This window comes from Jeotgalibacillus soli (genome assembly GCF_000829435.1).
Lineage (GTDB): Bacteria > Bacillota > Bacilli > Bacillales > Jeotgalibacillaceae > Jeotgalibacillus > Jeotgalibacillus soli.
The window spans coordinates 756,543-782,103 of sequence record NZ_JXRP01000018.1; the positions used below are offsets into that span (position 1 = coordinate 756,543).

28 protein-coding genes, 1 pseudogene, 1 riboswitch and 2 other annotated features are annotated in these 25,561 nt (G+C 39.1%); of the genes and pseudogenes, 6 read left to right on the forward strand and 23 right to left on the reverse strand.

From position 1 onward, the window contains the following. Positions 1-222: 222 nt before the first annotated feature. The 9 genes from trpA to dapF form a co-directional block, all read right to left on the reverse strand. Positions 223-1,011 carry a tryptophan synthase subunit alpha gene (gene trpA, locus KP78_RS14015; RefSeq protein ID WP_041089849.1) on the reverse strand — a complete coding sequence of 263 codons (789 nt, stop codon included), beginning with the start codon at positions 1,009-1,011 and terminating at the stop codon, positions 223-225. Next, positions 1,004-2,209 (reverse strand): tryptophan synthase subunit beta, encoded by a 1,206-nt coding sequence (trpB, locus tag KP78_RS14020; RefSeq protein WP_200889230.1) that lies wholly within the window; start codon positions 2,207-2,209, stop codon positions 1,004-1,006. The genes trpA and trpB overlap by 8 nt, the downstream gene beginning before the upstream one ends. Further along, positions 2,206-2,826: a phosphoribosylanthranilate isomerase gene (locus tag KP78_RS14025; protein ID WP_041089853.1), complete on the reverse strand. Its 621-nt coding sequence runs from the start codon at positions 2,824-2,826 to the stop codon at positions 2,206-2,208. Before KP78_RS14025 ends, trpB begins: the two co-directional genes overlap by 4 nt. After that, positions 2,823-3,629 carry an indole-3-glycerol phosphate synthase TrpC gene (trpC, locus tag KP78_RS14030; RefSeq protein WP_041089855.1) on the reverse strand — a complete coding sequence of 269 codons (807 nt, stop codon included), beginning with the start codon at positions 3,627-3,629 and terminating at the stop codon, positions 2,823-2,825. Before trpC ends, KP78_RS14025 begins: the two co-directional genes overlap by 4 nt. After that, a complete protein-coding gene (trpD, locus tag KP78_RS14035) occupies positions 3,626-4,648 on the reverse strand; it encodes an anthranilate phosphoribosyltransferase (protein WP_041089857.1) in 1,023 nt (340 codons plus the stop codon). The genes trpC and trpD overlap by 4 nt, the downstream gene beginning before the upstream one ends. A 37-nt stretch (positions 4,649-4,685) precedes the next feature. Further along, positions 4,686-5,279 carry an anthranilate synthase component II gene (locus KP78_RS14040; RefSeq protein WP_041089859.1) on the reverse strand — a complete coding sequence of 198 codons (594 nt, stop codon included), beginning with the start codon at positions 5,277-5,279 and terminating at the stop codon, positions 4,686-4,688. Then, positions 5,276-6,679 (reverse strand): anthranilate synthase component I, encoded by a 1,404-nt coding sequence (gene trpE / locus KP78_RS14045; RefSeq protein WP_052474836.1) that lies wholly within the window; start codon positions 6,677-6,679, stop codon positions 5,276-5,278. The genes KP78_RS14040 and trpE overlap by 4 nt, the downstream gene beginning before the upstream one ends. Before the next feature lie 57 nt (positions 6,680-6,736). Beyond that, positions 6,737-6,965, reverse strand: a binding site (T-box leader). A gap of 30 nt (positions 6,966-6,995) precedes the next feature. Next, positions 6,996-7,239, reverse strand: a binding site (T-box leader). Between the two features lie 334 nt (positions 7,240-7,573). After that, positions 7,574-8,284, reverse strand: coding sequence for a YwaF family protein (locus tag KP78_RS14050; RefSeq protein WP_041090016.1), 711 nt, complete (start codon positions 8,282-8,284; stop codon positions 7,574-7,576). A gap of 376 nt (positions 8,285-8,660) precedes the next feature. After that, entirely contained in the window at positions 8,661-9,659 is a 999-nt protein-coding gene (gene dapF / locus KP78_RS14055) for a diaminopimelate epimerase (RefSeq protein ID WP_041089861.1), read from the reverse strand. A 156-nt stretch (positions 9,660-9,815) separates the two neighbouring features. On the opposite strand from dapF, the gene KP78_RS14060 reads away from it, so the two are divergent. Beyond that, positions 9,816-10,094 (forward strand): hypothetical protein, encoded by a 279-nt coding sequence (locus KP78_RS14060; protein ID WP_052474838.1) that lies wholly within the window; start codon positions 9,816-9,818, stop codon positions 10,092-10,094. Between the two features lie 366 nt (positions 10,095-10,460). Here KP78_RS14060 and KP78_RS19635 read toward each other — a convergent pair. From KP78_RS19635 to ribD, 6 genes and pseudogenes are all read right to left on the reverse strand, one after another. Next, positions 10,461-10,619, reverse strand: a pseudogene (locus KP78_RS19635) (IS4 family transposase); the annotation flags it as partial. 121 nt (positions 10,620-10,740) lie between these two features. After that, positions 10,741-12,033: an NCS2 family permease gene (locus tag KP78_RS14065; protein ID WP_041089863.1), complete on the reverse strand. Its 1,293-nt coding sequence runs from the start codon at positions 12,031-12,033 to the stop codon at positions 10,741-10,743. A gap of 155 nt (positions 12,034-12,188) precedes the next feature. Further along, complete coding sequence (ribH, locus tag KP78_RS14070) at positions 12,189-12,659, reverse strand: 6,7-dimethyl-8-ribityllumazine synthase (protein WP_041089864.1); 471 nt, start codon at positions 12,657-12,659, stop codon at positions 12,189-12,191. Positions 12,660-12,670: 11 nt separating this feature from the next. Then, positions 12,671-13,864 (reverse strand): bifunctional 3,4-dihydroxy-2-butanone-4-phosphate synthase/GTP cyclohydrolase II, encoded by a 1,194-nt coding sequence (locus KP78_RS14075; RefSeq protein WP_041089866.1) that lies wholly within the window; start codon positions 13,862-13,864, stop codon positions 12,671-12,673. Between the two features lie 12 nt (positions 13,865-13,876). Continuing rightward, positions 13,877-14,530 (reverse strand): riboflavin synthase, encoded by a 654-nt coding sequence (gene ribE, locus KP78_RS14080; RefSeq protein WP_041089868.1) that lies wholly within the window; start codon positions 14,528-14,530, stop codon positions 13,877-13,879. A 6-nt stretch (positions 14,531-14,536) separates the two neighbouring features. Then, positions 14,537-15,628, reverse strand: coding sequence for a bifunctional diaminohydroxyphosphoribosylaminopyrimidine deaminase/5-amino-6-(5-phosphoribosylamino)uracil reductase RibD (gene ribD / locus KP78_RS14085; RefSeq protein ID WP_200889231.1), 1,092 nt, complete (start codon positions 15,626-15,628; stop codon positions 14,537-14,539). Positions 15,629-15,746: 118 nt separating this feature from the next. Continuing rightward, positions 15,747-15,881, reverse strand: a riboswitch (FMN riboswitch). A 478-nt stretch (positions 15,882-16,359) separates the two neighbouring features. Here ribD and KP78_RS14090 point away from each other — a divergent pair. Continuing rightward, on the forward strand, positions 16,360-16,677 hold the full coding sequence (locus KP78_RS14090) for a hypothetical protein (protein ID WP_041089870.1): 318 nt from the start codon (positions 16,360-16,362) through the stop codon (positions 16,675-16,677). A 41-nt stretch (positions 16,678-16,718) separates the two neighbouring features. Next, the gene (locus tag KP78_RS14095; RefSeq protein WP_041089872.1) at positions 16,719-17,267 is read left to right on the forward strand and encodes a DUF1643 domain-containing protein; all 549 of its coding nucleotides are present in this window, start codon (positions 16,719-16,721) and stop codon (positions 17,265-17,267) included. Between the two features lie 210 nt (positions 17,268-17,477). On the opposite strand, the gene KP78_RS14100 is transcribed toward KP78_RS14095, so the two are convergent. The 6 genes from KP78_RS14100 to KP78_RS20810 form a co-directional block, all read right to left on the reverse strand. After that, complete coding sequence (locus KP78_RS14100) at positions 17,478-17,909, reverse strand: hypothetical protein (protein ID WP_041089874.1); 432 nt, start codon at positions 17,907-17,909, stop codon at positions 17,478-17,480. 96 nt (positions 17,910-18,005) lie between these two features. Beyond that, positions 18,006-18,419: a DUF4262 domain-containing protein gene (locus KP78_RS14105; RefSeq protein ID WP_052474839.1), complete on the reverse strand. Its 414-nt coding sequence runs from the start codon at positions 18,417-18,419 to the stop codon at positions 18,006-18,008. A gap of 120 nt (positions 18,420-18,539) precedes the next feature. Next, on the reverse strand, positions 18,540-18,755 hold the full coding sequence (locus KP78_RS14110; RefSeq protein ID WP_041089876.1) for a DUF6366 family protein: 216 nt from the start codon (positions 18,753-18,755) through the stop codon (positions 18,540-18,542). Between the two features lie 149 nt (positions 18,756-18,904). Next, positions 18,905-19,342, reverse strand: a complete 438-nt coding sequence (locus KP78_RS14115; protein WP_041089878.1) for a VOC family protein — start codon at positions 19,340-19,342, stop codon at positions 18,905-18,907. Positions 19,343-19,513: 171 nt separating this feature from the next. Then, positions 19,514-19,969: a DinB family protein gene (locus KP78_RS14120; protein ID WP_041089879.1), complete on the reverse strand. Its 456-nt coding sequence runs from the start codon at positions 19,967-19,969 to the stop codon at positions 19,514-19,516. A 225-nt stretch (positions 19,970-20,194) separates the two neighbouring features. Further along, positions 20,195-20,323 (reverse strand): ribbon-helix-helix domain-containing protein, encoded by a 129-nt coding sequence (locus tag KP78_RS20810; RefSeq protein ID WP_235420939.1) that lies wholly within the window; start codon positions 20,321-20,323, stop codon positions 20,195-20,197. Positions 20,324-20,897: 574 nt separating this feature from the next. On the opposite strand from KP78_RS20810, the gene KP78_RS14125 reads away from it, so the two are divergent. Continuing rightward, positions 20,898-22,091 carry an oxalate decarboxylase family bicupin gene (locus tag KP78_RS14125; RefSeq protein ID WP_041089881.1) on the forward strand — a complete coding sequence of 398 codons (1,194 nt, stop codon included), beginning with the start codon at positions 20,898-20,900 and terminating at the stop codon, positions 22,089-22,091. Positions 22,092-22,174: 83 nt separating this feature from the next. Beyond that, positions 22,175-22,399 carry a hypothetical protein gene (locus KP78_RS14130; protein WP_041089883.1) on the forward strand — a complete coding sequence of 75 codons (225 nt, stop codon included), beginning with the start codon at positions 22,175-22,177 and terminating at the stop codon, positions 22,397-22,399. Positions 22,400-23,084: 685 nt separating this feature from the next. Here KP78_RS14130 and KP78_RS14140 read toward each other — a convergent pair. After that, complete coding sequence (locus KP78_RS14140; protein ID WP_041089887.1) at positions 23,085-23,621, reverse strand: dihydrofolate reductase family protein; 537 nt, start codon at positions 23,619-23,621, stop codon at positions 23,085-23,087. A 354-nt stretch (positions 23,622-23,975) separates the two neighbouring features. Next, entirely contained in the window at positions 23,976-24,410 is a 435-nt protein-coding gene (locus KP78_RS14145; protein ID WP_041089890.1) for an SRPBCC family protein, read from the reverse strand. A gap of 183 nt (positions 24,411-24,593) precedes the next feature. Here KP78_RS14145 and KP78_RS14150 point away from each other — a divergent pair, with 183 nt between their 5' ends. Continuing rightward, entirely contained in the window at positions 24,594-25,433 is an 840-nt protein-coding gene (locus KP78_RS14150; RefSeq protein WP_041089891.1) for a tyrosine-type recombinase/integrase, read from the forward strand. Positions 25,434-25,561 lie beyond the last annotated feature (128 nt).

Below are 25,561 nucleotides of genomic sequence, written 5' to 3' on the forward strand. Positions count from 1 at the left end.
ATCCATTCAAATTAACGGCTAATAAATGACTCTTTAACAATTGTGAAAGATTTACTATTTAAATAAATTCCTAACAAGTAGATCAATCATTTCTTACTATTAATTCTAGCCTATTTTCGATAAAAATAAAAAAATCAGCTACTTTCGTTCCACAACATTCTCCCAATGTAAAAACTATACATATTTCCTCTCACAAAAAAAGCTGGCAAGCGCCAGCTTTTTTTAAGAATAATGAACAGACGATGAAGCATCGATAAGCTTTTGAATTTCTTCTCTTTTTCCTTTATGCAAAAGGTCAACGATCCGGCTCCCTACAATCACACCATCTCCAAAAGCGGCAATTTCCTTTACTTGATCTGGAGTGGAAATTCCAAAGCCTGCGAGTACTGGCACTTTACTATGTTTTTTTAATGTAAAAATGAAGCTCTCAAGCTTTTCACTAACAGCAGACCTTGCTCCTGTAATACCTGTAACGGTTACTGCATATAAAAATCCCTCTGAGGCTTCTGCAAGTTTTTCAATTCGTTCAATTGGACTCGTTAAGGTTACTAGCTGGATAAGTGCAATATTTGTTTTTTCCAGTTCATCTTGTATTAAATCCCTTTGCTCTAGAGGAACATCCGGAATGATTAAACCATCTACTCCCGATTGTTCACAATGAGCAAAAAATGTATCTAAACCGTATTTATAGATAGGATTAATATAGGTCATTAGTACAATTGGAATGTTTATCTCGTTACGGAACGAAGCCAATTCTTTTAACACACCTCGAAGGGTTGTACCGTTCTTTAATGCACGCTGACCCGCTTCTTCGATTGTTGGGCCATCTGCAACAGGATCAGAAAACGGAATTCCCAGTTCTACAACCGTTGCACCTGCTTCTTGAAGAAACAGCAGCTGCTCCTTTAACTGAGACAACCCGCCATCACCAGCCATTATATACGGAACAAAGGCTTTTCCTCCATTCTCTATTACCTGTGTAATTGCATGCTGAATTTCATATTTACCCATTAATGCGACCCTCCAATGCGCTTTTTACCGTCATAACATCTTTGTCTCCGCGGCCGGACAGGCAAATCACAATAACTTCATCCTTCGCCATTTTTCCAGCCAGCTCTACAGCGTAATGAATCGCATGAGACGTTTCAAGAGCAGGGATAATCCCTTCGGTTTGGCACATTAGCTGAAGTGCATCTAACGCCTCATCATCCGTGACTGCTGTGTAATCCACTCTTCCTATTTCATGTAAAAAGCTGTGCTCAGGACCAACTCCAGGGTAATCCAGTCCTGCTGAAATAGAATGAGCCTCTTGAATTTGACCTTCTTCGTCCTGCAGCAAATACATTAATGATCCATGCAGGATTCCAATATCTCCAGCTGTTAAGGTAGCTGCATGCTTCCCGGTCTCAATCCCAGATCCAGCTGCTTCAACTCCTATCAAACGAACAGATTCGTCTTCTATAAAAGGATAGAACATACCCATCGCGTTACTGCCTCCACCTATACAAGCCACAATGGCATCTGGCAAGCGCCCTTCTTTTTCAACAATCTGCACTTTTGTTTCCTTGCCAATGACGCTTTGGAAATCACGCACCATTTTCGGAAACGGATGAGGGCCTAAAACTGATCCAATAATATAATGAGTATCTTCTACGTTTGTCACCCAATATCTCATTGCTTCGTTTACAGCATCTTTTAAGGTTCCGCTGCCGTGCGTTACACTAATAACCTTTGCACCCAGTAATTCCATTCGAAATACGTTCAGCTGCTGGCGCCGAATATCCTCTTCACCCATGAAAATAACGCAATCTAAATTGAGCAGCGCACATACAGTTGCAGTTGCTACGCCATGCTGACCTGCTCCAGTTTCTGCGACAATTTTTCGTTTGCCCATTCGAACGGCAAGGAGTGCTTGTCCAATTGTATTATTGATTTTATGAGCACCGGTATGATTCAAATCTTCCCGCTTTAGATAGATCTTCGCTCCACCGATTTTTCTCGTCAAATTTTCTGCAAGATAGAGAGGATTTTCTCTTCCAATATAGTCTTTTAAATAATGGTTTAATAATGTGTGAAAAGCAGGATCCGCTAGTGCTTCATCGTATGCTTTCTCTAATTCAAGCACTGCCTGCATTAATGTTTCTGGAACAAAGCGTCCACCAAAAATACCAAATTGGCCTTTATTATCTGGTTGAGTATACGTTGTCATGATTGATCGCTCCCCGTCATTTTTGCCTGTTCAATAAAAAGCTTTATTTTATTTATATCCTTTTTCCCATCCGTCTCTACCCCGCTTGATACATCAACTGCAAACGGCTGAACACGTTTAATTGCTTCTTTGACGTTTCCAGCATGCAATCCTCCTGCTAGAAATACTTTTGAATGGTCAAGCTGACTTTCCTCAACAAGTGACCAGTCAAAGCGTCGGCCGCTTCCACCATGATAATCAGTTCCAGGTGCATCAATGAGATGATAATATACCGGGAAATTTGCTGCCCGATTAATATCCTCTACCGATCTAATTGGCAAGGCTTTGATCACGGGTACAGGTACTTCTTCGCAAAATTCAACGGATTCATCCCCGTGGAGCTGAACATAATCCAGCTTTGTTTCCTCAAGTAATGAGAGCAGTTCCTCCTTGCCTGGATTGACAAAAACGCCAACACTTTTCACATGAGGAGGAAGTAAGGATATTAACTCTTTTGCCCGAGCAGCAGTTATTTGTCTGCTGCTTTTTGCAAATACAAACCCAATAAAATCTGCACCTGCATTTACAGCAGCAATCACATGCTCTTTTTCCTTAAGTCCGCATATTTTCACCTTCATTGCTTTTCACTCGCTAAAGGTACACGCAGCTGATCAAGTGCAGCTCCTACATCCGCTGCTTTCATGAGTGTTTCGCCAACCAATATCCCTTTCGCTCCTGATTTTACCGCATAAGCAGCATCCGCACTCGTAGAAAATCCACTTTCGCTTATAAAATGAACGCGATCGAGCGGCATTTTTTTTGCTAAACGTTCGCTTGTTGCAAGATCTACTTCAAATGTTTTCAGATTACGGTTATTTACTCCAATAATAACAGCGCCTATATTAAGTGCACGTTTAAGTTCTTCTTCATCATGTACCTCGACTAAAACCTCCAAGTCCAGCTCATTTGCATAATCAAAAAGCGATTGCAGTGTTTCTTGATCTAGAGCAGCTACGATCAGCAGAATAATGGATGCACCTGCTTTTTTTGCCCGAAGAATTTGGATTGGATCAATGATAAAATCCTTGCAAAGAACAGGCACATGAACTTCTTCAGCTACTGCAGTTAAATCATCCATTGTCCCTTTAAAAAACGGCTCATCTGTTAGAACAGAAATGGCAGAAGCGCCGTGAGATTGATAAAGCTTCGCTTGTTCTACAGGGTTAACTTCGGCATTGATCATTCCCTTTGAAGGAGAAGCTCTTTTAATTTCTGCAATGATTCCAAGTCTGTGGTTTTCCTGAAGCAGCGTGTATAAATTTTTTGGAACATGAATCGTTCCCTCTCGTTTTAATAGAAGCGAAGGATCCTGCTTGATGGCTTCCACTTCTTTATGTTTTTCATCAATAATTTTAGATAGTATCGTTTTTCCAGCCGTCACTTTGCGATCGCTCCTTTATTGCTATAATGAATAAGATTGTCTAATTTTTCTTTTGCTCGTCCAGAGTCGATACTTTCTGCTGCTAACTCAATCCCATGTTGAACTGAGTTTGCTGTACCGTGTGCAAAGAGGCCGAGACCAGCATTCAATAGAACCGTGTCACGGAAGACTGAGCTTTCACCATCTAAAATAGATCTTAATATTTTGGCGTTATCCTTGGAATCTCCTCCAGTGATCTCAGCATTAGGAATCACCGGCAAATGAACTTCCTCCGGGGTCAGTGTGATCAATTTAATCTGGTTATCTTCTATTATAGCAAGATGATTTTCTCCTGCCAGAGAGGCTTCATCCATGTGGCCTGCCCCGTTCACGACCACTCCGCGCTTTCTTCCCAGCTTATTCATAGCAAGAGCCATTGTTTCGATCATATCCCTGCGATAAATTCCGAGTAACTGCGAATCCAAATCGACCGGATTGGTTAGTGGGCCAATTAAGTTAAAAATCGTAGGAATTCCCAGATCCTTTCGAACCTTCATCACTCGTTTAATCCCTGAATGTATATGTGGTGCAAATAAAAAGGCAATGCCGTTCATTTCAAGCAGTTCTTTCATTTCTTCCGGTGTGAAATCAAGTCTTACCCCCAGATGCTCCAGTACATCTGCACTGCCGGTCTTACTGGAAATACTGCGATTCCCATGCTTAGCCACCGTTACACCAGCACCCGCCATGACAAAAGCAGCGGTCGTACTTATATTAAAGCTCTTTGAACCATCTCCGCCAGTTCCGCAATTATCCAGCATATTAGTTGCTGTCGTATCAATTTTTAATGCATGCTTGCGAACGACATTGACTAGTCCAACGATTTCATCGACTGACTCTCCTTTCGCTTTTAATGCAACTAAAAAAGCGGCAATCTCACTGTCAGATGTTTGCTCTTGAAATAGGTACTCACTTGCTTCCATCATTTCAGCAACTGTTAATGAATTTCCTTGAATGATTTTCTCAAGATAACGCTTCATGTCCTCCACTCTCCTGTCTCGACTCTTATGAATATACTCAGCTCGTCAGCTTGCCAACCTTTGTTGAAAGCTGTTTTACACAGTTTACTAGCAGCTGCTTTCCTACTTCCGTTCCAATAGACTCCGGATGGAACTGCATCCCGATGATCGGAAGGAAACGATGCTTTACCGCCATTATTTCATTATCATCCACTGAAGTAGCAATAACCTCTAACTCATCAGGCACAGTTGAAGGGTCAATGACCAATGAGTGATAACGCATTACTTCAACCGGTTCTTCAATCTGTTCAAAAATATCATTTCCATTATGTGAAATAGAGGAAATTTTCCCATGCATCACGTGTTTCGCTCGTCCAACTACCGCTCCATAGGCAACACCGATGGCTTGATGACCAAGGCAAATTCCTAGAATCGGAATAGTAGACCCAAGCTTTTGAATAATTTCAACACACATTCCCGCTTCATCCGGATGGCCAGGTCCAGGTGATAACACGATCAGGGAAGGTGATGCCTCCTTGATTTGTTCAATGGTCCAAGCGTCATTTCGAATAACCTTTACGTCCTCTTGATCTGCTAAATACTGATACAGGTTATATGTAAAGGAATCATAATTATCAATTAATAAAATCATGACGTCACCTCCAGCAGTGAACGGGCTTTATTTAATGTCTCTTCATATTCATTTTCAGGAACTGAGTCGTAGACAACACCGGCACCTGCCTGTACATATGCTTTATCGTCTTTAATAACCATTGTACGAATGGCCAATGCAAAATCAAGATCTCCATTAAAACCAACGTAGCCGACCGCTCCGGAATAAACGCCTCTTTTAACTGTTTCTAAATCGTTGATAATTTGCATCGCCCGAATCTTAGGAGCGCCTGAGACGGTTCCTGCAGGAAGCGTTGAGACAAGCGCATCAATCCCAGTAATATTTTTAAGAAGACGACCCTTTACTTCTGACACAATATGCATAACATGCTGGTATTTTTCAATTGTCATATATTTTGTGAGTTCAACAGATCCTACTTCGCACACCCTGCCCAAATCATTTCGTCCAAGGTCTACCAGCATTCGGTGCTCAGCTAACTCTTTTTCATCTTCCAGTAATTCCTTTTCTAGCAATTCATCTTCTTGGACTGTTTTTCCTCGTTTTCGCGTTCCTGCAATTGGATTTGTCGTTACTTGATCACCTTCCACTTTAATTAAGCTTTCAGGTGATGAACCAAGAACGATATAATCTTCAAAATCGATATAGAACATATAAGGAGAAGGATTATCTTGTCGTAGTTTGCGATAAAAAGAAAAAGCTGATCCAGTAAAATCTGCGCTTAATCGTTGAGACAGCACGACTTGAAAAATATCCCCTTTACGAATATGCTCTTTTGCAATTTCGACAGATTGGCAATATTCCTCTTTCGTTAAATTGGACGTATATTGCAAGACTGAAAGCTGATCGAATTCTGGCGCAACACGGGTGTATTGAAGGATTTGCTCCTTTAGATGCTCAAGCGTTTCCTCCAGCTCATCATCAGAACTTAATTGCCCTGGATTCATTGCGACAATTGTCACTTTTTGTTTCAGATGATCATACGCAATAATGTTGCTATAGAGCATTAAATGAACGTCCGGCATATTCCGATCATCTTCAGGAATGGACCCGATTTCTTCATATTGTCTAAAAGCATCGTAGCCAATGTAGCCAAGTGCTCCTCCAGGGAGTGGGAAATCTATCGGTCCTTCAATATTCGCTTCTTTCAAAAGAGATTTCAGCTCATCAAGGGGCAGTCCCTGCTTTTTCTCTATCGTATTTTTCAAGTTATTTTTTATCACAATGTTATGATCTGTTCCAATTAGCTCACAGTATGGGTCTACGGCAATAAATGAATACCGCCCAGTTTCTTCGTGTTTAAGGGAGCTTTCTAATAAACATTTCCTGCTCCCTTCAACACTTTGGAAAATGGAAATAGGTGTTAATGAATCTCCATTAAATGATCTAATTCGGAAATGACTTCTCTCAACTGCACTCATCTCATACTCTCCTCTACTCACATAATTAAAAAACTCCGTGCAGAATTAAATATCTGCACGGAGGACGGGAACTTCCCGCGGTACCACCTCACGTTAAAGCGTGTAACACGCTTCCACTCTGCGGCTATTGATAGCCTCATCCTTTAACGTGGATGAATCGGCTCCCTCTACTTGATTCAAGGTAACTCTCTCAGGTCCATTCCAGCCGCTGTCAGTCCTGTTTTCACCATACACAGGCTCTCTTTGCTGCCATGCAAACTGTACTAATCCTGATCATCGATTTACTCATTTTTATACAAAAGGGTCCCCCTGTCCTGTAAAGGACGGGAGGACCCGTGATACCACCTTTGTTGGCTTATTGCTAAACCCACTCATTATAGGAAACGAATCAATCGTATTCCTAACACTATTATCGGTTGTGAACCGTCTATGCCTACACCAATTCGGTTCGGCAAGATACTCAGAAGTCCATTCACACCAAACCTTTTACTGGTTTACACCAACCACCAGCTCTCTATAAAAAAGGAATTGATACTACTTCTCTTCATCATCGCGTTAAATTATTTTATTGTTTATTATACTAGTACGATTGATTAAAAATGTCAATAATATTTAGTTAAATTATTTGATTTCTTCCCGTAATCGATTTAAAAATATGGACTCCGCTGACAGAGACACCAACGGTTCCACCACCTGGAAACACAGGGTCTCCGAACAGCCAAAAATTTTAAATGGGGTTCGATGTGATAAGCTCATAAATAGGGGTTTTCTAGTCGTTTGTGGAAATCCTCCCACGATTCCAATTGGGGCGATGTTATATCCCACTTCTTTTTAATCCTCTAAGAATAAAGGATACGGTTTAAAAAGAAGAGGGTACAGCGGACCATTCAATTTCTAGTTCTTCTTCGTAAATAGTAAAATACCTTTCCCAAAAACGAAGGTAAGATGAAAGAAAAATAAAGCTAAGATCTCTAATTGTAATATATAGAACCATCCATTACCAAATAAAGAAAGTGCAGTATCAGAGACGGGGGGGCCTGATAGAAAGAAATAGTTTGATCCTAGTAGGTAATTGACTCCCCCGATTGGAATTGCCACCAGATTCAAACATAAAAATGAAATCCAAACTGATTTAAAAGGTAAATTGTAGTCCTTCGCAACAAGTAAATACACTGCAGAGATTGGAATAGCCATATGCTGAATAAAGAATTTCCCAAAAAAATAATGTGGGAAATCATATAGTAAATCTGGTGTTAAAATGGCTAAAATTGGCGGCAAAAAACCAATATAGAAAAAGAAATAAAAAATGACCGTTGATCTTTTAAAGTGTAAATACAATCCAAAAAATGTACTAAATGAGCATAGCTGTAATGGTAAAAAATATTTTGACTCCCATATCCTAACACTTAGCGCCCAAATCTGATATGAGAGTTCAGAGACAATAAAAATAGTTACCAGGATGCTTGATAGTCGTTTATTATTGGTTAGTTTAGCTTTTTTTAAATATAAAAGAAAAAATATACATATGATCAAAAATAGAACAATGACAGCTATGTGTGAAGGTGAAAATAATTGAAACGTTTGGAAGTCAACCGGAGAAAACATTTTCACATTTTCTGCTCCTTTCTATGTAAAAACGAAAGCGGACAGGCAAAAGTGATTTGTAACACTTATACAAATAATAGTTAGTCAGGAGAAATAAATGAAGAAATTCTGACTTTGTTTTATTGCAGCTCTTGTTGTTGTCATTATTAGTTCCTTTCTTTCACAGTCAAGAATTTACCAATATTTAACTGCCTCTATCTCTCTAGACGATGTCATCCGTTCTTACAATCCTATGGTATAGCGGGATCCGTTATTAGCATAATATTAATGGTTCTTCATTCTGTCATCCCCCCTCATTTGCTTTCTGGTATTTTGGACTTCTTACTTATTAGAGGATTTTATTATCAGGAAAAAAAGCTCTAAAAAAGCCGATCTCCTATACTAGGAGGTTCGGCTTTTTGCTCATTACATGTTCTTTTGCTTGTGCTGCCATTTTTTCATATTGCTGTTGTTCCGTCGTTTCGAAAACGTTTGTGATGGTATAGTCTTTAGATGAAAATTGTGGATAATCAATATCATAATAATGCGTAACAGTAGCATTACCTATTAAATCGATATGATGAAACTGGTCGTTTTCTTTATAAATAACACACTGAACCAACCCGCCGTCATTATATACAGTTATAGGTGTTTCTGATTTGCTTGTTCCACGAATGACTTCGATAAGGCTTGAGGAAGACATCGCGGTACCACAAGCATTTGTGAAGCCAACTCCACGCTCATAGGTTCGAACATAGATTTCGTCTTGTCCCAGATTCACCACGAAACTTACATTCACCCCGTCATCAAACCATTGATTTTCTTTATTGAATCCTTCGGCCAATGTCTGTTGAAGGTCACTATTTAGTGTATCAGCATCAACTGTTGTGATTAAATGAGGATTCGGTACTGCTACAGCAGAAAACACTAAAACTGTATGCCATGCAGGTACTTTTTCTAGGATAAGCTCTTCTTGCGGAAGATTTAATGGCAGTGCGTCAAGCTGAAACAGAATGGGCGAGATTTCAACCGCATAGGTCGGAATCCCTTCAAATAAAGAGGTCGCTAGATTGACTGATAGCGTTGCCTTCATTGTTTCCACTTTAATAGAGGATTGTTGATCTCTTTCACAAATATATCTTCCAGCACAGCGCAAGCCATTTCCACACATAGAAGCTTCTGAACCGTCTGCGTTAAAGACTCTCATCTTAGCATGTGCTTTTTCACTCGCAGAAATAAACAAAATGCCATCTGCACCTATGTTTTTCTCTCGATCACACAAAACAAGTGTCAAATTTCTTCGGTCCTGATCCGTTAATGCAATACCTTTTCTTTCTTCATCAAGTAGTAAAAAATCATTTCCAGAGCCATGACATTTAATTAAATTTATCTCCATCAAAAAAATCCTCCCGTTTTTAAATCTTGATTATCATTAAGAGTGCCACAACCATACGAGATCTGCAACTATGTAATTCGAATAGAATAATAATTTGTTTTGAATGACAATCTCCTTTATAGTCAAGGAAAAGAAATGATAAGTGAGTGATGATAAGTGATTGATGATTTTCGTTTTTACTTTCAAATTGACCATGTTGAGAAACAATCGTCGTCAGACAGTTTAATGGTATTCGTGAGCACGAGAATTTTAGATGATAAGCGAACTCTTTTTTATGAAGGGGTCACAAGAGTTGAGGTAACCTTAATAGGAATCTTTCCATCACCTAAAGATATTGCAGGAGCTGTTCATCCAACCGCGTTGAGAAAACGGTTAGCTTTAGAATTAAAACGGTATATAAAGCCACAAAAAAAATTTCTCGTAGAAATGGTGTAATACGATGATTAAGTAATAGCCTACATTCAGTTGATGAATGCAGGCTTCAACTCCTTGCACCTAGAAATAACCATAGCAGTTGGAGTGACTGTTTCCAATATTTCCACAGCAATATCTCGTGATTGAAAATAGATTGGGACTCGTTAGTAAAGGAGAGATATTAACATTATCTCTTTTAAACAATTTAATGCTAAATAATACCTTTATATAGGTCTAATCACTAGTGTTGTATAAATAATGTCATAATTTTCAGTTTGATCATTTTTTCTGTTTAGAGCAAAAAAAGTGTATACCTAATTAAAGGTGGTTTCGCCAATTTGGAAAATTATTTATAATTATACCTGTGTGACGACGACAATTTGTTTATCAAGGAAGCGCTTTTCCTGCAATTTTTCGAATCCAAATATGCCCAGGTTTCAACAAAGCAGCCCTTAGATAACGGCTAATTTGTAAGGCTTTGTACTTGCTTTTCGTCTCAAGTTGAACAAGAACATGTAGGCAAATAACAATGAGTGCGCTAAACACTAATTTCGGGTAATCAACAGGCCCGTATATAACTAACTTAACCACAAAAAATGGTATTAAATCACAATTCTCAGGATATAACAGAGAAAGTTGTGATGAACACCATTTTTTTATTAACAGTTTAAAATGTAAGAAAATGCAAAATGAAGTATAGAAGAAATAGCGCAGCAATGAGATACAGCGTTACGGATACTTCTTTTGCTCTTCCAGTCATAAATTTTATAAATGGATAAAGGATAAAACCAACAGCAATTCCATCAGCGATGCTGAAAGTAAAAGGAATCATCACGATTAGCATAATGGATGGTATTGATTCCGTTAAATCCTCTAGGTTCATATGTCGTATATGTTGAATCATCAACACACCAATAATTATCAAAATCGGCGCAATAGCGTGATCTGGTATATACCCCATGTACGGGATAAACATTGCAGAAACGATAAATAACAAGCCAGTCGTTAATGATGTTAACCCTGTTCGTCCTCCTGCTGCCATGGAAGCAGTTGATTCAACTGTCGCTACAGTTGGACTAGTACCAAGGAAGCCGGAGCTGAATGCAGAAAGTGCATTTGCATTTAACGCTCGATTAAAGGCTTCTGGCCGTTTAATAAAATCCACATGTCCAGAAATGAGTCCAATATTTTCAAATACAAGCACCATTGTTAATGAAAATATTCCGATCCAAAACGGGACTTCCAACCATTTAGAAAAAGAAAGTTCAAACCAAATAAAGGAAGGGCTTGTAATTCTAGTTTGATTGACATTTGCAGAAGGCTCAATATTCATCAGAAATGCTAAGGCTGTACCAAAAAGGATCGTCCATAAAAAATGCCCTTTTACATTTTTGATAAACAATATAAGCGCAACCAGGAACGTAAGGACCGTTGCCAATGCAGTAGGCTGTGCAAGATCTCCGATTTCCATAATCGAGTTGTTACCTGAAACAACCAACGATCCTTTTTCAAGACCAATCAACAATAGGAATAAGCCAAGCCCTACCGTAATGGCATCCTTTAACGACTGAGGGATTGCTGTAGTCAGTACACTGGACAGCTTTGTAAAAGCGACGATGACAAATAAAAATCCCGATACCGCCACAATACCAAGCGCCTCTTGCCATGTGAATCCCATCCCATGAACAAGTGTATACGTAAACATCGCATTAACTCCCATTCCCGGAACGAGAATAATCGGAGCATTACCTACAATTGCCATTAAAATGCAGCCAAGCGCACTCGCAGCTATGGTTGCAATAACGGCCCCTTCAAACGGCATTCCTGACTCCGATAAGATTAATGCATTGACCGCCACAATATAGACAATTGTGAAAAATCCGACCACACCAGCCATAACTTCTTTTCTTACTGATGTGTTGTGTTGCTCTAAACCAAAAAATCCTCCTAAAGACTTCATTATAATGCCTGCCTTTGCAAGCGCCCTCTCCCTACCCGCTTAACCTCAAAAATGAGGAAGCCACAAGAAATCATTATACGACCGCATAGTCATTTTGTCACCTGAAAAAAGCATCCAGCAATGGATATGCTGGATGCTTTTCAATGTGAATATTATTACACGTCCATTTGGCGGAACAGGTTCGCCATTTCAATTGCAGAGGTCGCCGCGTCCCATCCTTTATTACCAGCTTTCGTTCCTGCACGCTCGATTGCTTGTTCGATCGTATCCGTTGTAAGAACACCAAAGATAACTGGCAAGCCATCTTGTAGAGCAATGCTTGCTACTCCCTTTGCTACTTCATTGCTTACAAAGTCAAAATGTGGTGTAGCTCCACGAATTACTGTTCCTAATGTAATGACTGCATCATATTTACCTGATTGAGCTAATCTTTTTGCTGCTACCGGGATTTCAAACACTCCGGGTACCCATGCTACGGATATATCTTCTTCTTTCACACCATGACGCAGTAACGCATCTTCCGCACCTGAAAGGAGCTTGCTAGTAATAAATTCATTAAAACGACCAACTACGATTGCCACCTTTAAATCTGAACCGATTAAATGACCTTCAAATACATGTTTCATGTGACTTCCTCCTAAAGATTAAGCATATGTCCAAGCTTAGATTTTTTTGTTTCCAAATATTTCGCATTATCTTCTTTTGTCGGCATTTGAATGGCGACACGTTCTACTACTTCTAATCCGTAGCCATTTACTCCAGCGATCTTACGAGGGTTGTTCGTAAGAATTTTCATTTCTGACACACCTAGATCTTTTAGAATCTGTGCTCCAATTCCATAGTCTCGTAAATCGGCTGCAAAGCCAAGCTTATGGTTAGCTTCTACAGTATCAAGCCCTTCTTCTTGCAGCTTGTATGCTTTTAGCTTATTGACCAGCCCAATCCCGCGCCCTTCTTGTCTCATATAAAGGAGAATGCCTCGGCCTTCTTTTTCAATATGAGCAAGCGCTGCATGAAGCTGTGGTCCGCAATCACATCGGTTTGAACCAAAAACGTCACCAGTTAAGCATTCAGAATGCACGCGAACAAGAACGGGCTCAGGTGTTGAAATATCACCTTTTACCAGCGCAACATGTTCTTGACCGGTAAGAATTTCAGTGTAAGCAGCTGCACGAAAAACACCAAATTCAGTTGGCAATTGGACTTCAACTTCTTTATGAATCAGCTTTTCTTTATTTCTGCGATAAGCAATCAGATCTTGAATCGTGATAAAGGTAAGGTTGAATTTATCGGCTAATTCCTTTAGCTGGGGAACTCTAGCCATTGTTCCATCTTCATTAATGATCTCACAGATAACACCGGCCGGTTTCGCTCCAGCAAGAGTGGCAAGATCAACAGCCGCTTCTGTATGGCCTGCACGCTTTAATACCCCACCTGGCTTTGCCACAAGCGGGAATATATGACCGGGGCGTTTAAAGTCCGATGGTTTTGATTCATCATTCAGCAATTCACGAATGGTTAGCGCACGCTCATACGCACTAATTCCCGTCTTGGCATCCGCATGGTCAACACTAATTGTAAATGCGGTTCCATGGGGATCTGTATTCATATCCGTCATAGGTGATAGTTGAAGTGCATTCGCACGCTCTTCTGTAATGGGCACACAAACAAGCCCACGGCCTTCCGTTATCATGAAATTGATCGTCTCAGGTGTCACTGCATCAGCAAGTGCGATAAAGTCCCCTTCGTTCTCACGGTCTTCGTCATCGACTACTATCACAACTTTTCCCGCTTTTAAATCCTCCAATGCTTCCTCTATTTGATTAAACATTGGACATCCCTCCTAGCTCATAAATCCGTATTTTTCAAGAAATGCTTCATCTAACCCTCTTTGTTTTTTTACAGGAGCAGAAGGCTGAACAAAACGTTGAATATATTTTGCAATCATATCGCACTCTACATTGATAATGTCCCCAACGTTCTTGGAGCCAATAATTGATTCTTCCGTTGTTTGAGGAATAAGTGAAATCATAATCGATGAATCCTGCACATCAAATATGGTTAATGATGTTCCATCAAGCGCGACAGAGCCTTTGTGGATAAAATAAGGCATCAGGCTTGGATCCATATCAATATAAATATAGAGTGCATTTTCTCTTCTTTCTTTTGAACGAATAGTTCCCGTGCCGTCAATATGGCCGGACACAAAATGACCGCCAAACCTTCCATTCGCAGACATCGCCCGCTCCAAATTGACCCGAGATCCAGTTTTCAACAGATTCAATGATGTAGATTTTACCGTCTCAGGCATAACATCTACAGAAAATGTGCGGTCAGTAAAATTTGTTACCGTTAAACAGACTCCATTTACTGAGATACTATCACCAAGGTGTACATCGCTAACCATTTTCCGGCCTTCAATCGTTAATACCATTGATTCTCTTCCACGTTGAATGGATACGATTGAACCTACTTCTTCAATAATTCCTGTAAACACCCTGAGCTACTCTCCTTTCTGCAAATGAGCCGTAATCTTTATATCAGGACCAATTAAGGTCATTGATTCAATGGTAAGTGGCAATGCATCGTTCATTTTCATTACACCAATACCATTAAAAACAGGTAAGGCTTTTCCACTTCCAACGATTTTCGGAGCAACGTAGACGATCAATCGGTCCACGAGCTTTGCATCAAGAAACGCTCCATGAATTCGTGCACCGCCTTCAACGTATATGGAAGCTATTTTATCTTCTCCCAATCGATTCAACAATTCAGGAAGTAAAATCGTCGGCTGCTCCATTCTGATCACTCGAACATGACTTGCAGATAAAAACTGCTTTTCCTTCTCGATCGATGCATCTTTACCGCAGACAATCCAAGTTTCAGCACTGTCATCAGTCAGGATGTTCGATTTTTTATCAATGGATAATGATGTATCCAATACAATTCGAATCGGAGAAATACCTCCGTGGGGCAATCTTGTTGTGAGAAGAGGGTTATCTGCTTTTATTGTATTAGCACCAACTAAAATCGCATCATGAAGATGTCGATCTAAATGAACATCTTCTCTCGCTTCAGTTGATGTAATCCATTTGCTGTCTCCACTCTCTGTGGCGATTTTGCCATCTAACGTCATTGCTGCTTTCAATGTAACAAACGGTTTTTTTGTACGAATATGATGAAAGAAGAACTCGTTTAATGCGTCCGCTTCCTCTTCGCATACCCCTACAACCACTTCCAAACCGGCTTTTATTAATTTCTCAATTCCCTTTCCTGCAACGAGTGGATTTGGGTCATGTGAGCCAATGACGACTCGTTTAATTCGTCTTTCAATAACCAAATCCGCACATGGTGGCGTTTTACCGTGGTGTGAACAAGGTTCAAGTGTGACATAGATCGTTGCACCATCTGCTTCATCCCCGGCCTGCTTCAAAGCATTTACCTCCGCATGGCCTTGCCCGGGTTTGAGATGCGCCCCCATCCCAATCACTCGTCCGTCCTTCACCACTACCGCTCCGACTGCCGGATTGGGTGATGTTTGACCCATAGTATTTTTCGCCATTTCAATCGCTAATCTCATCCATTTTTGATCCATAAGCATCCTCCATTCAGTGGACGACAATGGCAACAAAAATACCCCCTAACCGTTCGTAGGGGGCAATGAAAGCATAGACAAACAAGCGATAAATGAATATGTTTTTTCATTAAGTCGCTTTTTCCTTCTCTCATCCAGACTATCACTGTCGGCTTTGGAATTTCACCAAATCCACCGGCATCGCCGGGTCACGGACTAAGGACCTAGGTCCATCACCGTCGGTAGGGACTTGCACCCTGCCCCGAAGGATTACTGATTCGATTGTAGTACTATTATGTATTATAAGTACTTGGTTTGTAAAGGTTTTTGACTCTGACTTACCTCTGCTTCCTTGTCCATTCTCGTCCCCAATTTTGAATTTCGTCCCCATTTCGTCAACAGTTTTTACACTAATAATTTATAACATGGAATCATATAAAACCTTGTTCCATCGCCCTGAACGGCTGCTGCTTTCTCGGTGAAATCATCCGGGATTTAATTCTCGTCAACAATTCGTATCTTTAATATGGTTCTCTTGCCACTAGAATAATCTGTTCCAGTTTGCCTCCGGGAGCTGGTCCCTTTATGGGTTAATAGCTTTTAGGCCTTATTCAACTAAAGCTCCCGATAGTTTAAGTGTAATTCTTCACAATCTTGTTATTGAGCGCGCCTCTTAATAAATTTGTTGACGACATGTTTTACAAGCAATAATCTAATTATTGGGAACTTTTTAATATAGGGGAGAGGATAATATGCAGGTAACAAAGTGTATCATAGAAACAGACCGTTTGAATGAGGGTAAGGTTGAAATTTTCATTTTGGCTGAAGAGAGCGCGGTTTTGTATCGCTTTCATTATAACAAAGAACATGGTATAGCTGAAACTCCCACCTATACCGGTAAATTGGCAAAAATTATAAATGGTAAAGCAGTTAATTGTGATAATCCTCCCTTCGACCATCACAAGGTAGCAAAAGATCTATTGAACGATCGTAAGGTTAAATTGCGTGTTCTTTTTGATACTAAGGACTCGGATCTCCATGATCCAAATAAAGTTTCATCCAAAATCTAGAAATACAGTGATTTACCAAATAATAGCAGGAGGGGAATTAAGTGCGGGAATACGTTTTATCGCTGGGAAATTTTAAAACTCTGGAGTCAGAAAAAGGCATTGCCGTTACTTCGACTGATGAAACAAAAAGGTATTTTTATCAAGAAGGAAATCCTGCGCACTTTCTGTTGATGTTCAATGCAAGTACAATAGATGGAAATGACCGGACAGTCGATTATGTCAGGGAATTCAACCCTAATTTTGGAATTATAAATCTGATCCCGTCTGCTGCAAGTAAGCCGGAAAAGTTAACGGGAAAAGATTTGGCATTTGATCCGATTAATTTTAAAGTCATTCAGCAAGTACTTAATCAAACTGAGGTTCCAATTTGGATCGGATGGGGGGAGTTAGTAAAGAAGAAAACGCATATACTAATCCCAAATGAACTAAGGGACCTTCTCGTCCTTCATAAAAAAAGGCTTGTTCAAATCGACCGAGGTAAGCCGAGAAAATGGTTCCCTATGCATCCAGCTTATGCGAAAATCAACATTCCAGCGAGAGAATTAAAACTTACTCCCTTTGATGTGAAGTATGTGTTGAAATATGAATAATAAAAATAACCAGTGAGGCTTGCCATAACGGGTTCCGTTACCTATCGCAATAACCCGATAATGCAATCGAAAATGCAACTAAATTTGTACTGTCTTTTGTAACGGTTTTTGCAATTAAAAATAAATGGCTCAGTATAATTAACTGAGCCATTTTAATATCTATTTTTGGCGGATTGTTGAACTAACGCACCCTCTATTTCAATAGTGAAATTAGTTATTCCCTGATATTGTACCGAAGTGTGTCTCATTACCATCATTAAAGAGTTTGACTTCCTCATAATCTTTATCTAAGTTCACTTTATAGAAAAGCTCGTGCTCCAATGATGAATTTGAATAATCAGATGTTTTATCACTATTGTAGAAAATGTTTAATGTTTCATTAACTCTTTCAACATCAAATCCAGTAAAGTAAATAGCTTCTTCACCTTGCACAACATTGGACCCATTCAAATATACAAAAATAGCTGTATTCTGGTTATCAAAATAAAGGTGAACCCCATTTTCTTCTTTGACACCTTGGAAAAATGATTGAATATCTTTGTTAAGGCTCTTTTTACTTACTTCTTTATAAGATAATTGTGAGTTTGTATTACATCCTGTCAATAAAAGAAAACCTATCAGTATTAACAATATTTTATTCAATTTTAGTCCCCCTTTTTTATTCAACTATTCTGCCCCGTTAGTGAAAAAGCGACTGCTCTTATTAAACACTCGCACCCGTTAGTTGAAGAAGAACTTTTAATCAATACTATCAAAATCGTAATCATCAAGCTGAGTTTTATAAAACTCATCACAACTCTCTTCAGTTGGAAGCACTCCATCTTCATCAGGCAAAAGAACTCTCAACACGTCCCGTCCCATTTCTCTATACGGTTTAAATGCCACCTTATAATCTTCTATTATGCCAGAATATTCTATACCTTCCTCAAACCTTCTTCCACTGCCTATGTCCTCAGTTAAGGTAAAGAAAATACCATTTGCAACTTCAGGATCTATATTAAGTACTATTTGAAAATCCATATGATTAAATTTTTCTTGAACTCCGTGAGTATGATAATTAGCGTGAATTTCATCGTATTCTTCTGCGTAAATTGCATCCATATACCAGCCATATTCTTCTAACATTTGTTTTTCCCATTGTTCATTTTCCAAGTGATTTCCCTCCAATGCATTTCTTCATTATAACAACCCTTATCGAACTAACCTGCCCTTTAGTTGAATAAGAAAAAAGAGCTGCCCAAGCAACCCCATGATCTTTAACTAAAGCACCCGTTAGTTGAAGAAAAATGATGCTATGATTAAGCCAATTATGATTAAAAGAATAAGTATTCCTGTCCCTTTCCAACCTAAGCTGTTCACTAAATCCACAAGACCACCACTGTTCGCTCTATTAAAAGCATCACTCATATTACCAGTTGGATTTCTTTTTAATTCCTCTTGTCTTAATCGTTCCCTACGTCTTTCTGGAGTTTCTTTATCTTCACTCATCTAAACACCTCCACTTATTAATCCCAATATATCGTATCATTTATCTTTAACTCTACTGCCTCGTTAGCACAAGAAGCGACTGCTCTTATTGAACACTCGCCCCCGATAGTTTAAGAAGAAATCTAAATTATTTAAAGTCCATTCAATATTTATCCGAGTTTCTCCGCCAACTCTAAAATAATACCCTCTGGACCACGAACGTAGCATAACTTATGACTTTCTTCATATTGCTGTATCTCACTAAAGATTTCCGTACCCCTCTTTTTCAATTTTGCAACAACAACTTCAATATCTTCAACAGCAAAGCAAATATGTCGGATACCCAGCGTATTTGCAAAAGGTTGCTGAATATCTTTTTCATCTGATGGTTTATAAAATTTGACTAGCTCTATCCATGTCTGACCATCTGGTATCCCCAATCCTACACATGCCGTTTTAACATCATTAAGACCAACTATTCTATCCAATTGTTCACCATCCAATTCCCATTCCGCTTGCACTTCAAGTCCTAAATCAAGAAAAAACGCTTTAGCCTCTGAAAGATCATTTACGTTTATACTCACATGATCTATTCTATTGATCTTCATATCTGATACCTCCTATGTTCCTGTTATTTTCAATACCTGTATTCGTGTAAAGTTTGTTTGAAATTCTAATTCGCTTAAAACAGGAAATATCCTTCTTCAACAAACCTGCCCCGTTAGCACAAGAAGCGACTGCTCTTATTGAACACTCGCACCCTTTAATTAAAGAAGCCTTTATCCGTTTACACCGTTTTTCGAGTCCCAAATTCCTTGTAACTTTCTAATATAAATAATCTGTCCAGTATGGTATGTAGTATGAATAGTAAGGTGGGCAAGTTCAGAAGACCTGTCATTGAGTTTATTGGTATCAGCCTCCTTAACGACATCCTTCCATTCAGACATAATCTCATTTATCCATTTAACTGTGTCATTCCAATTTAATTCTTCTTTGTTTTTAAAGGTATTGTTATAAACATTCTTATCGTTTGGTATATCTTTAAAGCGATTTAAAAAACGTTGATTATAAAAAATTAAGTGGTTTACAATTTCAAAAATAGAGTTAGTTTTTCCATTTGGTTTCCAATTTACTTGTTCTTCGGTAAGTCCATCAATTGAGTTTAATAACGATACAAACCAAGTATTTTCCTGACAGGCATTTAACTGGGCTAATAAAAGTTCTTTAAGATTCATCATTATTCCTCCTACTTGGACAAAATTCCTATTTATACACTCTTTTAGGTAATCAATTTCAACTAACCTGCCCGTTAGTTGAAGAAGCAATCTAAATCTAATGATACTATAAAATAGTAAATAGATTCCTTCCCTCCCTTAACAACATAATCTCTACAAAATTGAAAAAAGGAAAAATTCACTCCTAACGAGTTGAACTTTTCCTTTTTTAATGTTCCTTAAAGTTTATTTCTTACTGATTACGCCGTATTCTTCTAATAAATTTCTTATGCCCTGGTTGATCAGTTTCGACTTGTCCCCTTTTTCTCCCCTGGATGCAATTTTATTTACTTCATCAGCCAAGTCAGGATCCATATAAAACGAAGTAAAAACCTTTTTTGGCTTTTTCTTTACAGCTTTTTTACCAGCAACCAGTCCTCTTAAATAGTTGTTGTCATCATCATTATCTTCAACATTAACAACATTGTCATTGTTAACATATGTTTTAATAATGTATTTAACCCACTAAAAAGCAGAACTAACGTCCAAGATATAGCTGAAAAACTATATCTAACTAAATACAACAAAACCTGCTAATTATAGTGATAGAGGAGGATTATTTAGCAAGTTTAATTTTAGTATATCAAGATGTTATTAATCTTTTTATTGAATTATTATGAATCATTTGTGAAAAAGAATTTGTATACATACTAATATTTATACATAAGACTGTGCGTATTGAACAAACAGGGCAGGTTATTTGAAGAAGGAATTTTTTGCTCATAAACTAAAGACTAACGGGATTCTTATAGTAGCCTTACTAAAAGGTGCATTTCTTCAATAGGGATGCAACTATTTTTTTTATGATTAGGTACATTAACCATTTCAATCCCAAGTCATACAATATAACAAAGTATTTTACCTAATAAACCCAATAGAGGAGCAAATTATGAAAAACAGAAATATTAAACAAGCGGGTGGGAATGTGCCTCAACCTATCCGAAGTGATGGAGCTGGAGCAATGGACGCAGGCCCGCGTGACATTATGCGGGATCTTCAAAATCCAGATATGCTCGTTCCACCAATTACTGACGCAGGGTTGCTTCCTAATTTGAAATTCTCTTTCTCAGATACATCTATGAAATTAGATCACGGAGGGTGGTCCCGTGAGATCACGGTGAGGGAACTTCCTATAGCAACCACCCTTGCTGGAGTAAATATGAGTTTAACGGCCGGTGGAGTTCGTGAACTACACTGGCATAAACAAGCAGAATGGTCTTATATGCTATTAGGTCGGGCACGGATTACTGCGGTTGACCAAAATGGACGAAATTTTATTGCCGATGTTGGCCCGGGCGATCTATGGTACTTTCCACCAGGAATCCCACATTCGATTCAAGGAGTGGAGCATTGCGAATTCCTGCTAGTATTCGATGATGGAAACTTTACCGATCTTTCTACTTTATCCATCTCCGATTGGTTTGCACATACACCTAAAGACGTTCTGTCGGCTAATTTCGGAGTGCCAGAGAGTGCGTTTAACTCCATTCCTTCTGAACAGGTATATATCTATCAGGGGGAGGTACCAGGTTCACTGGAAAGTCAAGAAGTCCAGTCACCCTTCGGAGAAGTTCCTTTAACCTTCAAGCACGAGCTGTTGAAACAAACACCAATCAAAACCAGTGGTGGTAGTGTGCGAATTGTGGACTCTTCTAATTTTCCCATTTCAAAAACAATCGCAGCAGCACTCGTTGAGATTGAACCGGGTGCAATGAGAGAACTTCATTGGCATCCCAATAATGACGAGTGGCAGTATTACCTTACCGGACAAGGGCGAATGACTGTATTTACTGGAAACGGTGCAGCTCGTACATTTGATTATAGAGCTGGTGATGTCGGATATGTACCCTTTGCTACTGGACACTATATTCAAAACACCGGTACCGAAACATTATGGTTTTTAGAGATGTTCAAAAGCAACCGTTTTGAAGACGTGTCTCTGAATCAATGGATGGCACTGACTCCTAAAGAATTAGTTAGGAGCAACTTAAATGTTGGATCAGCATTGATCAATTCTCTCCGCAAGGAGATATGGCCTGTTGTTAAATATCCAGGGTTTTCTTACTACCCAAAAAACAGGTAGAATTGATGATTTAATTGCTTACCCATTTACTTAAACCAATACAATTGAGCATTTGGTTATTCAGAGTTATGGAGGTTATTGGAATGTACAAGACAATTTATGACTACGCAGCCGAGATTACACAAGCTGTTATAAAAGCAAGAGGGGAAGCTATTAATGGAGAAAAAGAATTAATAGAAACTTACTTAAATGATGAAGCTGTTTCCAAGTTATATCAAAAAACATTTAGAGTACAATATGACCATTTAATATATTATGAGGGGGTCGTGGGTAAGAATTATTTTCACCCGCAATCAAACTATTGTTAACCAAGTGTAGTTTTACAACATTCAACCTTTTTATGAATTTCCTTGATGTTTTTCATCTACTTTCTAAGTTGCATTGTGAAAATTCTCACTTAAACTAACCTGCCCTGTTAGTTTAATAACAGTTACTTTTTACAATCATCACTCATGACAAAATGATTCCTATATAATTTCCATTCTCTTGTACTGAAGCTTGAAGGAACCCCAAGTATCATCTCCAAATTGCCAAGGAAAGCCTTCAAAAGTCTGTTCAACAAATAATTCATTGCTTTCTTTACTATCTTCAGTAACAATAGTAAAGTCTTTAATTAGCTTTAAAAGTGGAACTGGAACATACGAACAATCTTTATCATAATCTATAAATTGTTTCTGCACTTGTGAACAATCAAAATATCCAGACTCTAATACGGTGTAGTACCAGCGTAGCTGACACCACCCGCAAACACGTGGATAAAAATGTAAGAACTCTCCGCTTTTGGAGAGTTCTTTTATGGGTGATAAATGTACAATTGCTGCCTGTTCGTTAAACTATCGTACCCGTTAGGTCAATCGTCAATTCCATAAATAACTATGTCATTTCGCATAACTGAACAAATTTTAAAGAATAAGGGATCCTCTGACTGCCGCTACAGCCGGAGAATCCCTATTAAAGTAATGTGCCCTTTAGCCCGCTGGGTCAACCGCACAACTAAGCTGGAACGTAGGTCAACCTGATCACCTTCTCGCCAATTCGATCGCTTGCCACGAGGCGCAGCGGCTGCCGCGGACCGGCGAAAAACGGCTTGCCGTGACCCAGCACGACTGGATGGAGATAGAGTCGATACTCATCAACGAGACCGAGCTCCGTTAGACTGTGGGCCAATTCCGGCCCGGCAATTTCAATCTCCCCTTCATGCTGAGCCTTCAGCCCACGTATGGCCGCTGCGAGGTCGCCCTCGATCAGAGAAGCGTTCGGACCGACGGACTTTAACGTCCTCGACACCACCCACTTCGGTTTGCTTTGCCACGCCGCTGCGTATTCCCGTTCCGGCGCATCCCATTCAAAATGGTCTCCGTCCCAATACCGCATGGTCTCGTACATGCGGCGCCCGTACAGGCTGCCCGCCAGGCCGCGCACGTCGTCGATGAAATGACGGAATAGCACGGGGTCGGGCTGAAATGCCGTGTGGTCGTGGTCGACGAATCCGTCCAGAGACTGGTTCAATGCGAAAACGATCTTTGCCATGCGACTGACTCTCCTCCCTGGTTTTCTCGCACATTCATCATCAAGATTACACGTTCCATATGCAGCCTCCTTTATGTCTACATTTTATCATCCAACAGCATGTCCGGTTTCTCATGAATTGCTAATGTGCACAGTCCTGGCCTGACCGAATACAAATTTAACGAAGGATGGTAAATTAAACAATTCTGCACCTATAGTTCAATAAGAAAGTGCAATACTCCTTCTTGAAGTATTGCACCCGTTAGCTGAAGAAGAAAAAGAAAAACACCCGCTATTTTTGTTAGCATAAAAAACCTTCCAAAAAGGAAAGTTTAAAATTAGCCATACAATTCAACCTGCATATTCGATTCATTTTTAATTTTCCAGAGAAAGTTCGCTATATTTTTTAAAATTGTCTAGAAACGCTTGCCAGCCTGCTTTTTGCTGTTCAATGGAATGGGTCGCTTCTGCTTCAAAATCTTCAATTACCTTTGTGTCTTTTTCTTGACTAATAAAAGTGACCGTAACTTTTCTTCCATCTCCAAGAGTGTAAGAAATAAATTCGTTTACTCTAATTTCATCATAAACTCCACCTAAATCAAATCCAAAGCTTCCATCTTTTGCTTCCAATCTTGTAAGAAATTTTCCGCCAACCCTTAAATCGTTTTCTGCATTTGGTGCATGCCAATCATCAGAAGCAAAAGACCATTTTGTTATATGCTTTGGATCTGTCCAACATTCCCACACTTTTTTAACTGGTGCATGAACTGTGGTTTCTACAGTTATAGTTACTTTATCACCTGTTTCCATTTAAATACCACCTCTCTATATTTAATTTACATTTTCCTCCTGATTATACCATTAAAGGGTTTAGAAGTAAGAAAACTTTAAATCTTGTTCAACTATCCTGCCCGTTACTTCAATAAGTCTTCATTTCGATAAAATGGTCAATAATTCCTTTAAAAATATGTTTTACATTGAGGAGGAATTAGATTGTTATTATCGAAAACATGGGAAAAGTATGAATCTGATAAAAGGATAGAGGGATTTTCTCCTCTTACATTAAAAGCCTATCGCCTTCAAGCGACACTTCTTATTCGCTATTTTAATGACATAGAGTTTGGTACACTTACAACCGATCAATTAAAATGCTACCTATCTAAGTCTAGTGAACAATTAAAACCATCTAGCCTTGCACATAGAATCCGATTTATGAAGTCTTTGTTTCGATGGTCACATGAGGAAGGGCATATTCCTAAAAATCCAACTTCAAAAATCAGAGAACCCAAAGTCGGAAAACGTATCCCGAAATTTTTAACTGAAAGGGAAATTGAACACCTACGTGAAGCCTGTTTGACCTTAATGGAAAAAGCATTATTCGAATTCATGTACTCAACTGGGTGCCGTATTGGAGAAATTGTTTCTCTTGAGAAGAATTGTATAAATTGGTCTGATAGGTCAGCTATTGCTAGAGGTAAAGGAGATAAGGAAAGAGAAGTATATTTTAATATTCGCTGCGACATTTGGTTAAGGCGATACATAGATAACCGTACAGATAAAGACCCTTCTATCTTTGTCACAGAACGGTATCCTCATCGAATGAGTATTGCACAAATGAGGTATGTAATTAAACGGATCTCCAGTCGTGCAGGTATTAATAAAGAAATTCATCCTCACCAACTAAGGCACAGCTATGCCACGCATTTACTTAACAATGGGGCCCCACTTGAAGTGATTCAAAGTTTAATGGGGCATGAAAAGAGTGAAACAACACGTATTTATGCTCAATTAAGTGGGAGGCTTAGGAAAGAGTTTTACCAGAAATACTTCTAATCAATACTAGAGCAACACTTAATGATGTGTTGCTCTTTTTAATTCTCGCCACCCGTTTGTTTAAGTACATCATTTCACAAATAGATTTATTTTCACTTCTCGTTATGCTGATAACATAGTTGAACTAC

Coding starts and splice junctions, on each gene's coding strand:
- trpA (WP_041089849.1), bottom strand. CDS start 1,011: ATGGGTAAATATGAAATTCAGCATGCAATTACACAGGTAATAGAGAAT.
- trpB (WP_200889230.1), bottom strand. CDS start 2,209: ATGACAACGTATACTCAACCAGATAATAAAGGCCAATTTGGTATTTTT.
- KP78_RS14025 (WP_041089853.1), bottom strand. CDS start 2,826: ATGAAGGTGAAAATATGCGGACTTAAGGAAAAAGAGCATGTGATTGCT.
- trpD (WP_041089857.1), bottom strand. CDS start 4,648: ATGAAGCGTTATCTTGAGAAAATCATTCAAGGAAATTCATTAACAGTT.
- KP78_RS14040 (WP_041089859.1), bottom strand. CDS start 5,279: ATGATTTTATTAATTGATAATTATGATTCCTTTACATATAACCTGTAT.
- trpE (WP_052474836.1), bottom strand. CDS start 6,679: ATGAGTGCAGTTGAGAGAAGTCATTTCCGAATTAGATCATTTAATGGA.
- KP78_RS14050 (WP_041090016.1), bottom strand. CDS start 8,284: ATGTTTTCTCCGGTTGACTTCCAAACGTTTCAATTATTTTCACCTTCA.
- dapF (WP_041089861.1), bottom strand. CDS start 9,659: ATGGAGATAAATTTAATTAAATGTCATGGCTCTGGAAATGATTTTTTA.
- KP78_RS14065 (WP_041089863.1), bottom strand. CDS start 12,033: ATGAAGTCTTTAGGAGGATTTTTTGGTTTAGAGCAACACAACACATCA.
- ribH (WP_041089864.1), bottom strand. CDS start 12,659: ATGAAACATGTATTTGAAGGTCATTTAATCGGTTCAGATTTAAAGGTG.
- KP78_RS14075 (WP_041089866.1), bottom strand. CDS start 13,864: ATGTTTAATCAAATAGAGGAAGCATTGGAGGATTTAAAAGCGGGAAAA.
- ribD (WP_200889231.1), bottom strand. CDS start 15,628: ATGGATCAAAAATGGATGAGATTAGCGATTGAAATGGCGAAAAATACT.
- KP78_RS14090 (WP_041089870.1), top strand. CDS start 16,360: ATGCAGGTAACAAAGTGTATCATAGAAACAGACCGTTTGAATGAGGGT.
- KP78_RS14110 (WP_041089876.1), bottom strand. CDS start 18,755: ATGAGTGAAGATAAAGAAACTCCAGAAAGACGTAGGGAACGATTAAGA.
- KP78_RS14115 (WP_041089878.1), bottom strand. CDS start 19,342: ATGAAGATCAATAGAATAGATCATGTGAGTATAAACGTAAATGATCTT.
- KP78_RS14120 (WP_041089879.1), bottom strand. CDS start 19,969: ATGAATCTTAAAGAACTTTTATTAGCCCAGTTAAATGCCTGTCAGGAA.
- KP78_RS20810 (WP_235420939.1), bottom strand. CDS start 20,323: ATGGATCCTGACTTGGCTGATGAAGTAAATAAAATTGCATCCAGGGGA.
- KP78_RS14125 (WP_041089881.1), top strand. CDS start 20,898: ATGAAAAACAGAAATATTAAACAAGCGGGTGGGAATGTGCCTCAACCT.
- KP78_RS14130 (WP_041089883.1), top strand. CDS start 22,175: ATGTACAAGACAATTTATGACTACGCAGCCGAGATTACACAAGCTGTT.
- KP78_RS14140 (WP_041089887.1), bottom strand. CDS start 23,621: ATGGCAAAGATCGTTTTCGCATTGAACCAGTCTCTGGACGGATTCGTC.
- KP78_RS14145 (WP_041089890.1), bottom strand. CDS start 24,410: ATGGAAACAGGTGATAAAGTAACTATAACTGTAGAAACCACAGTTCAT.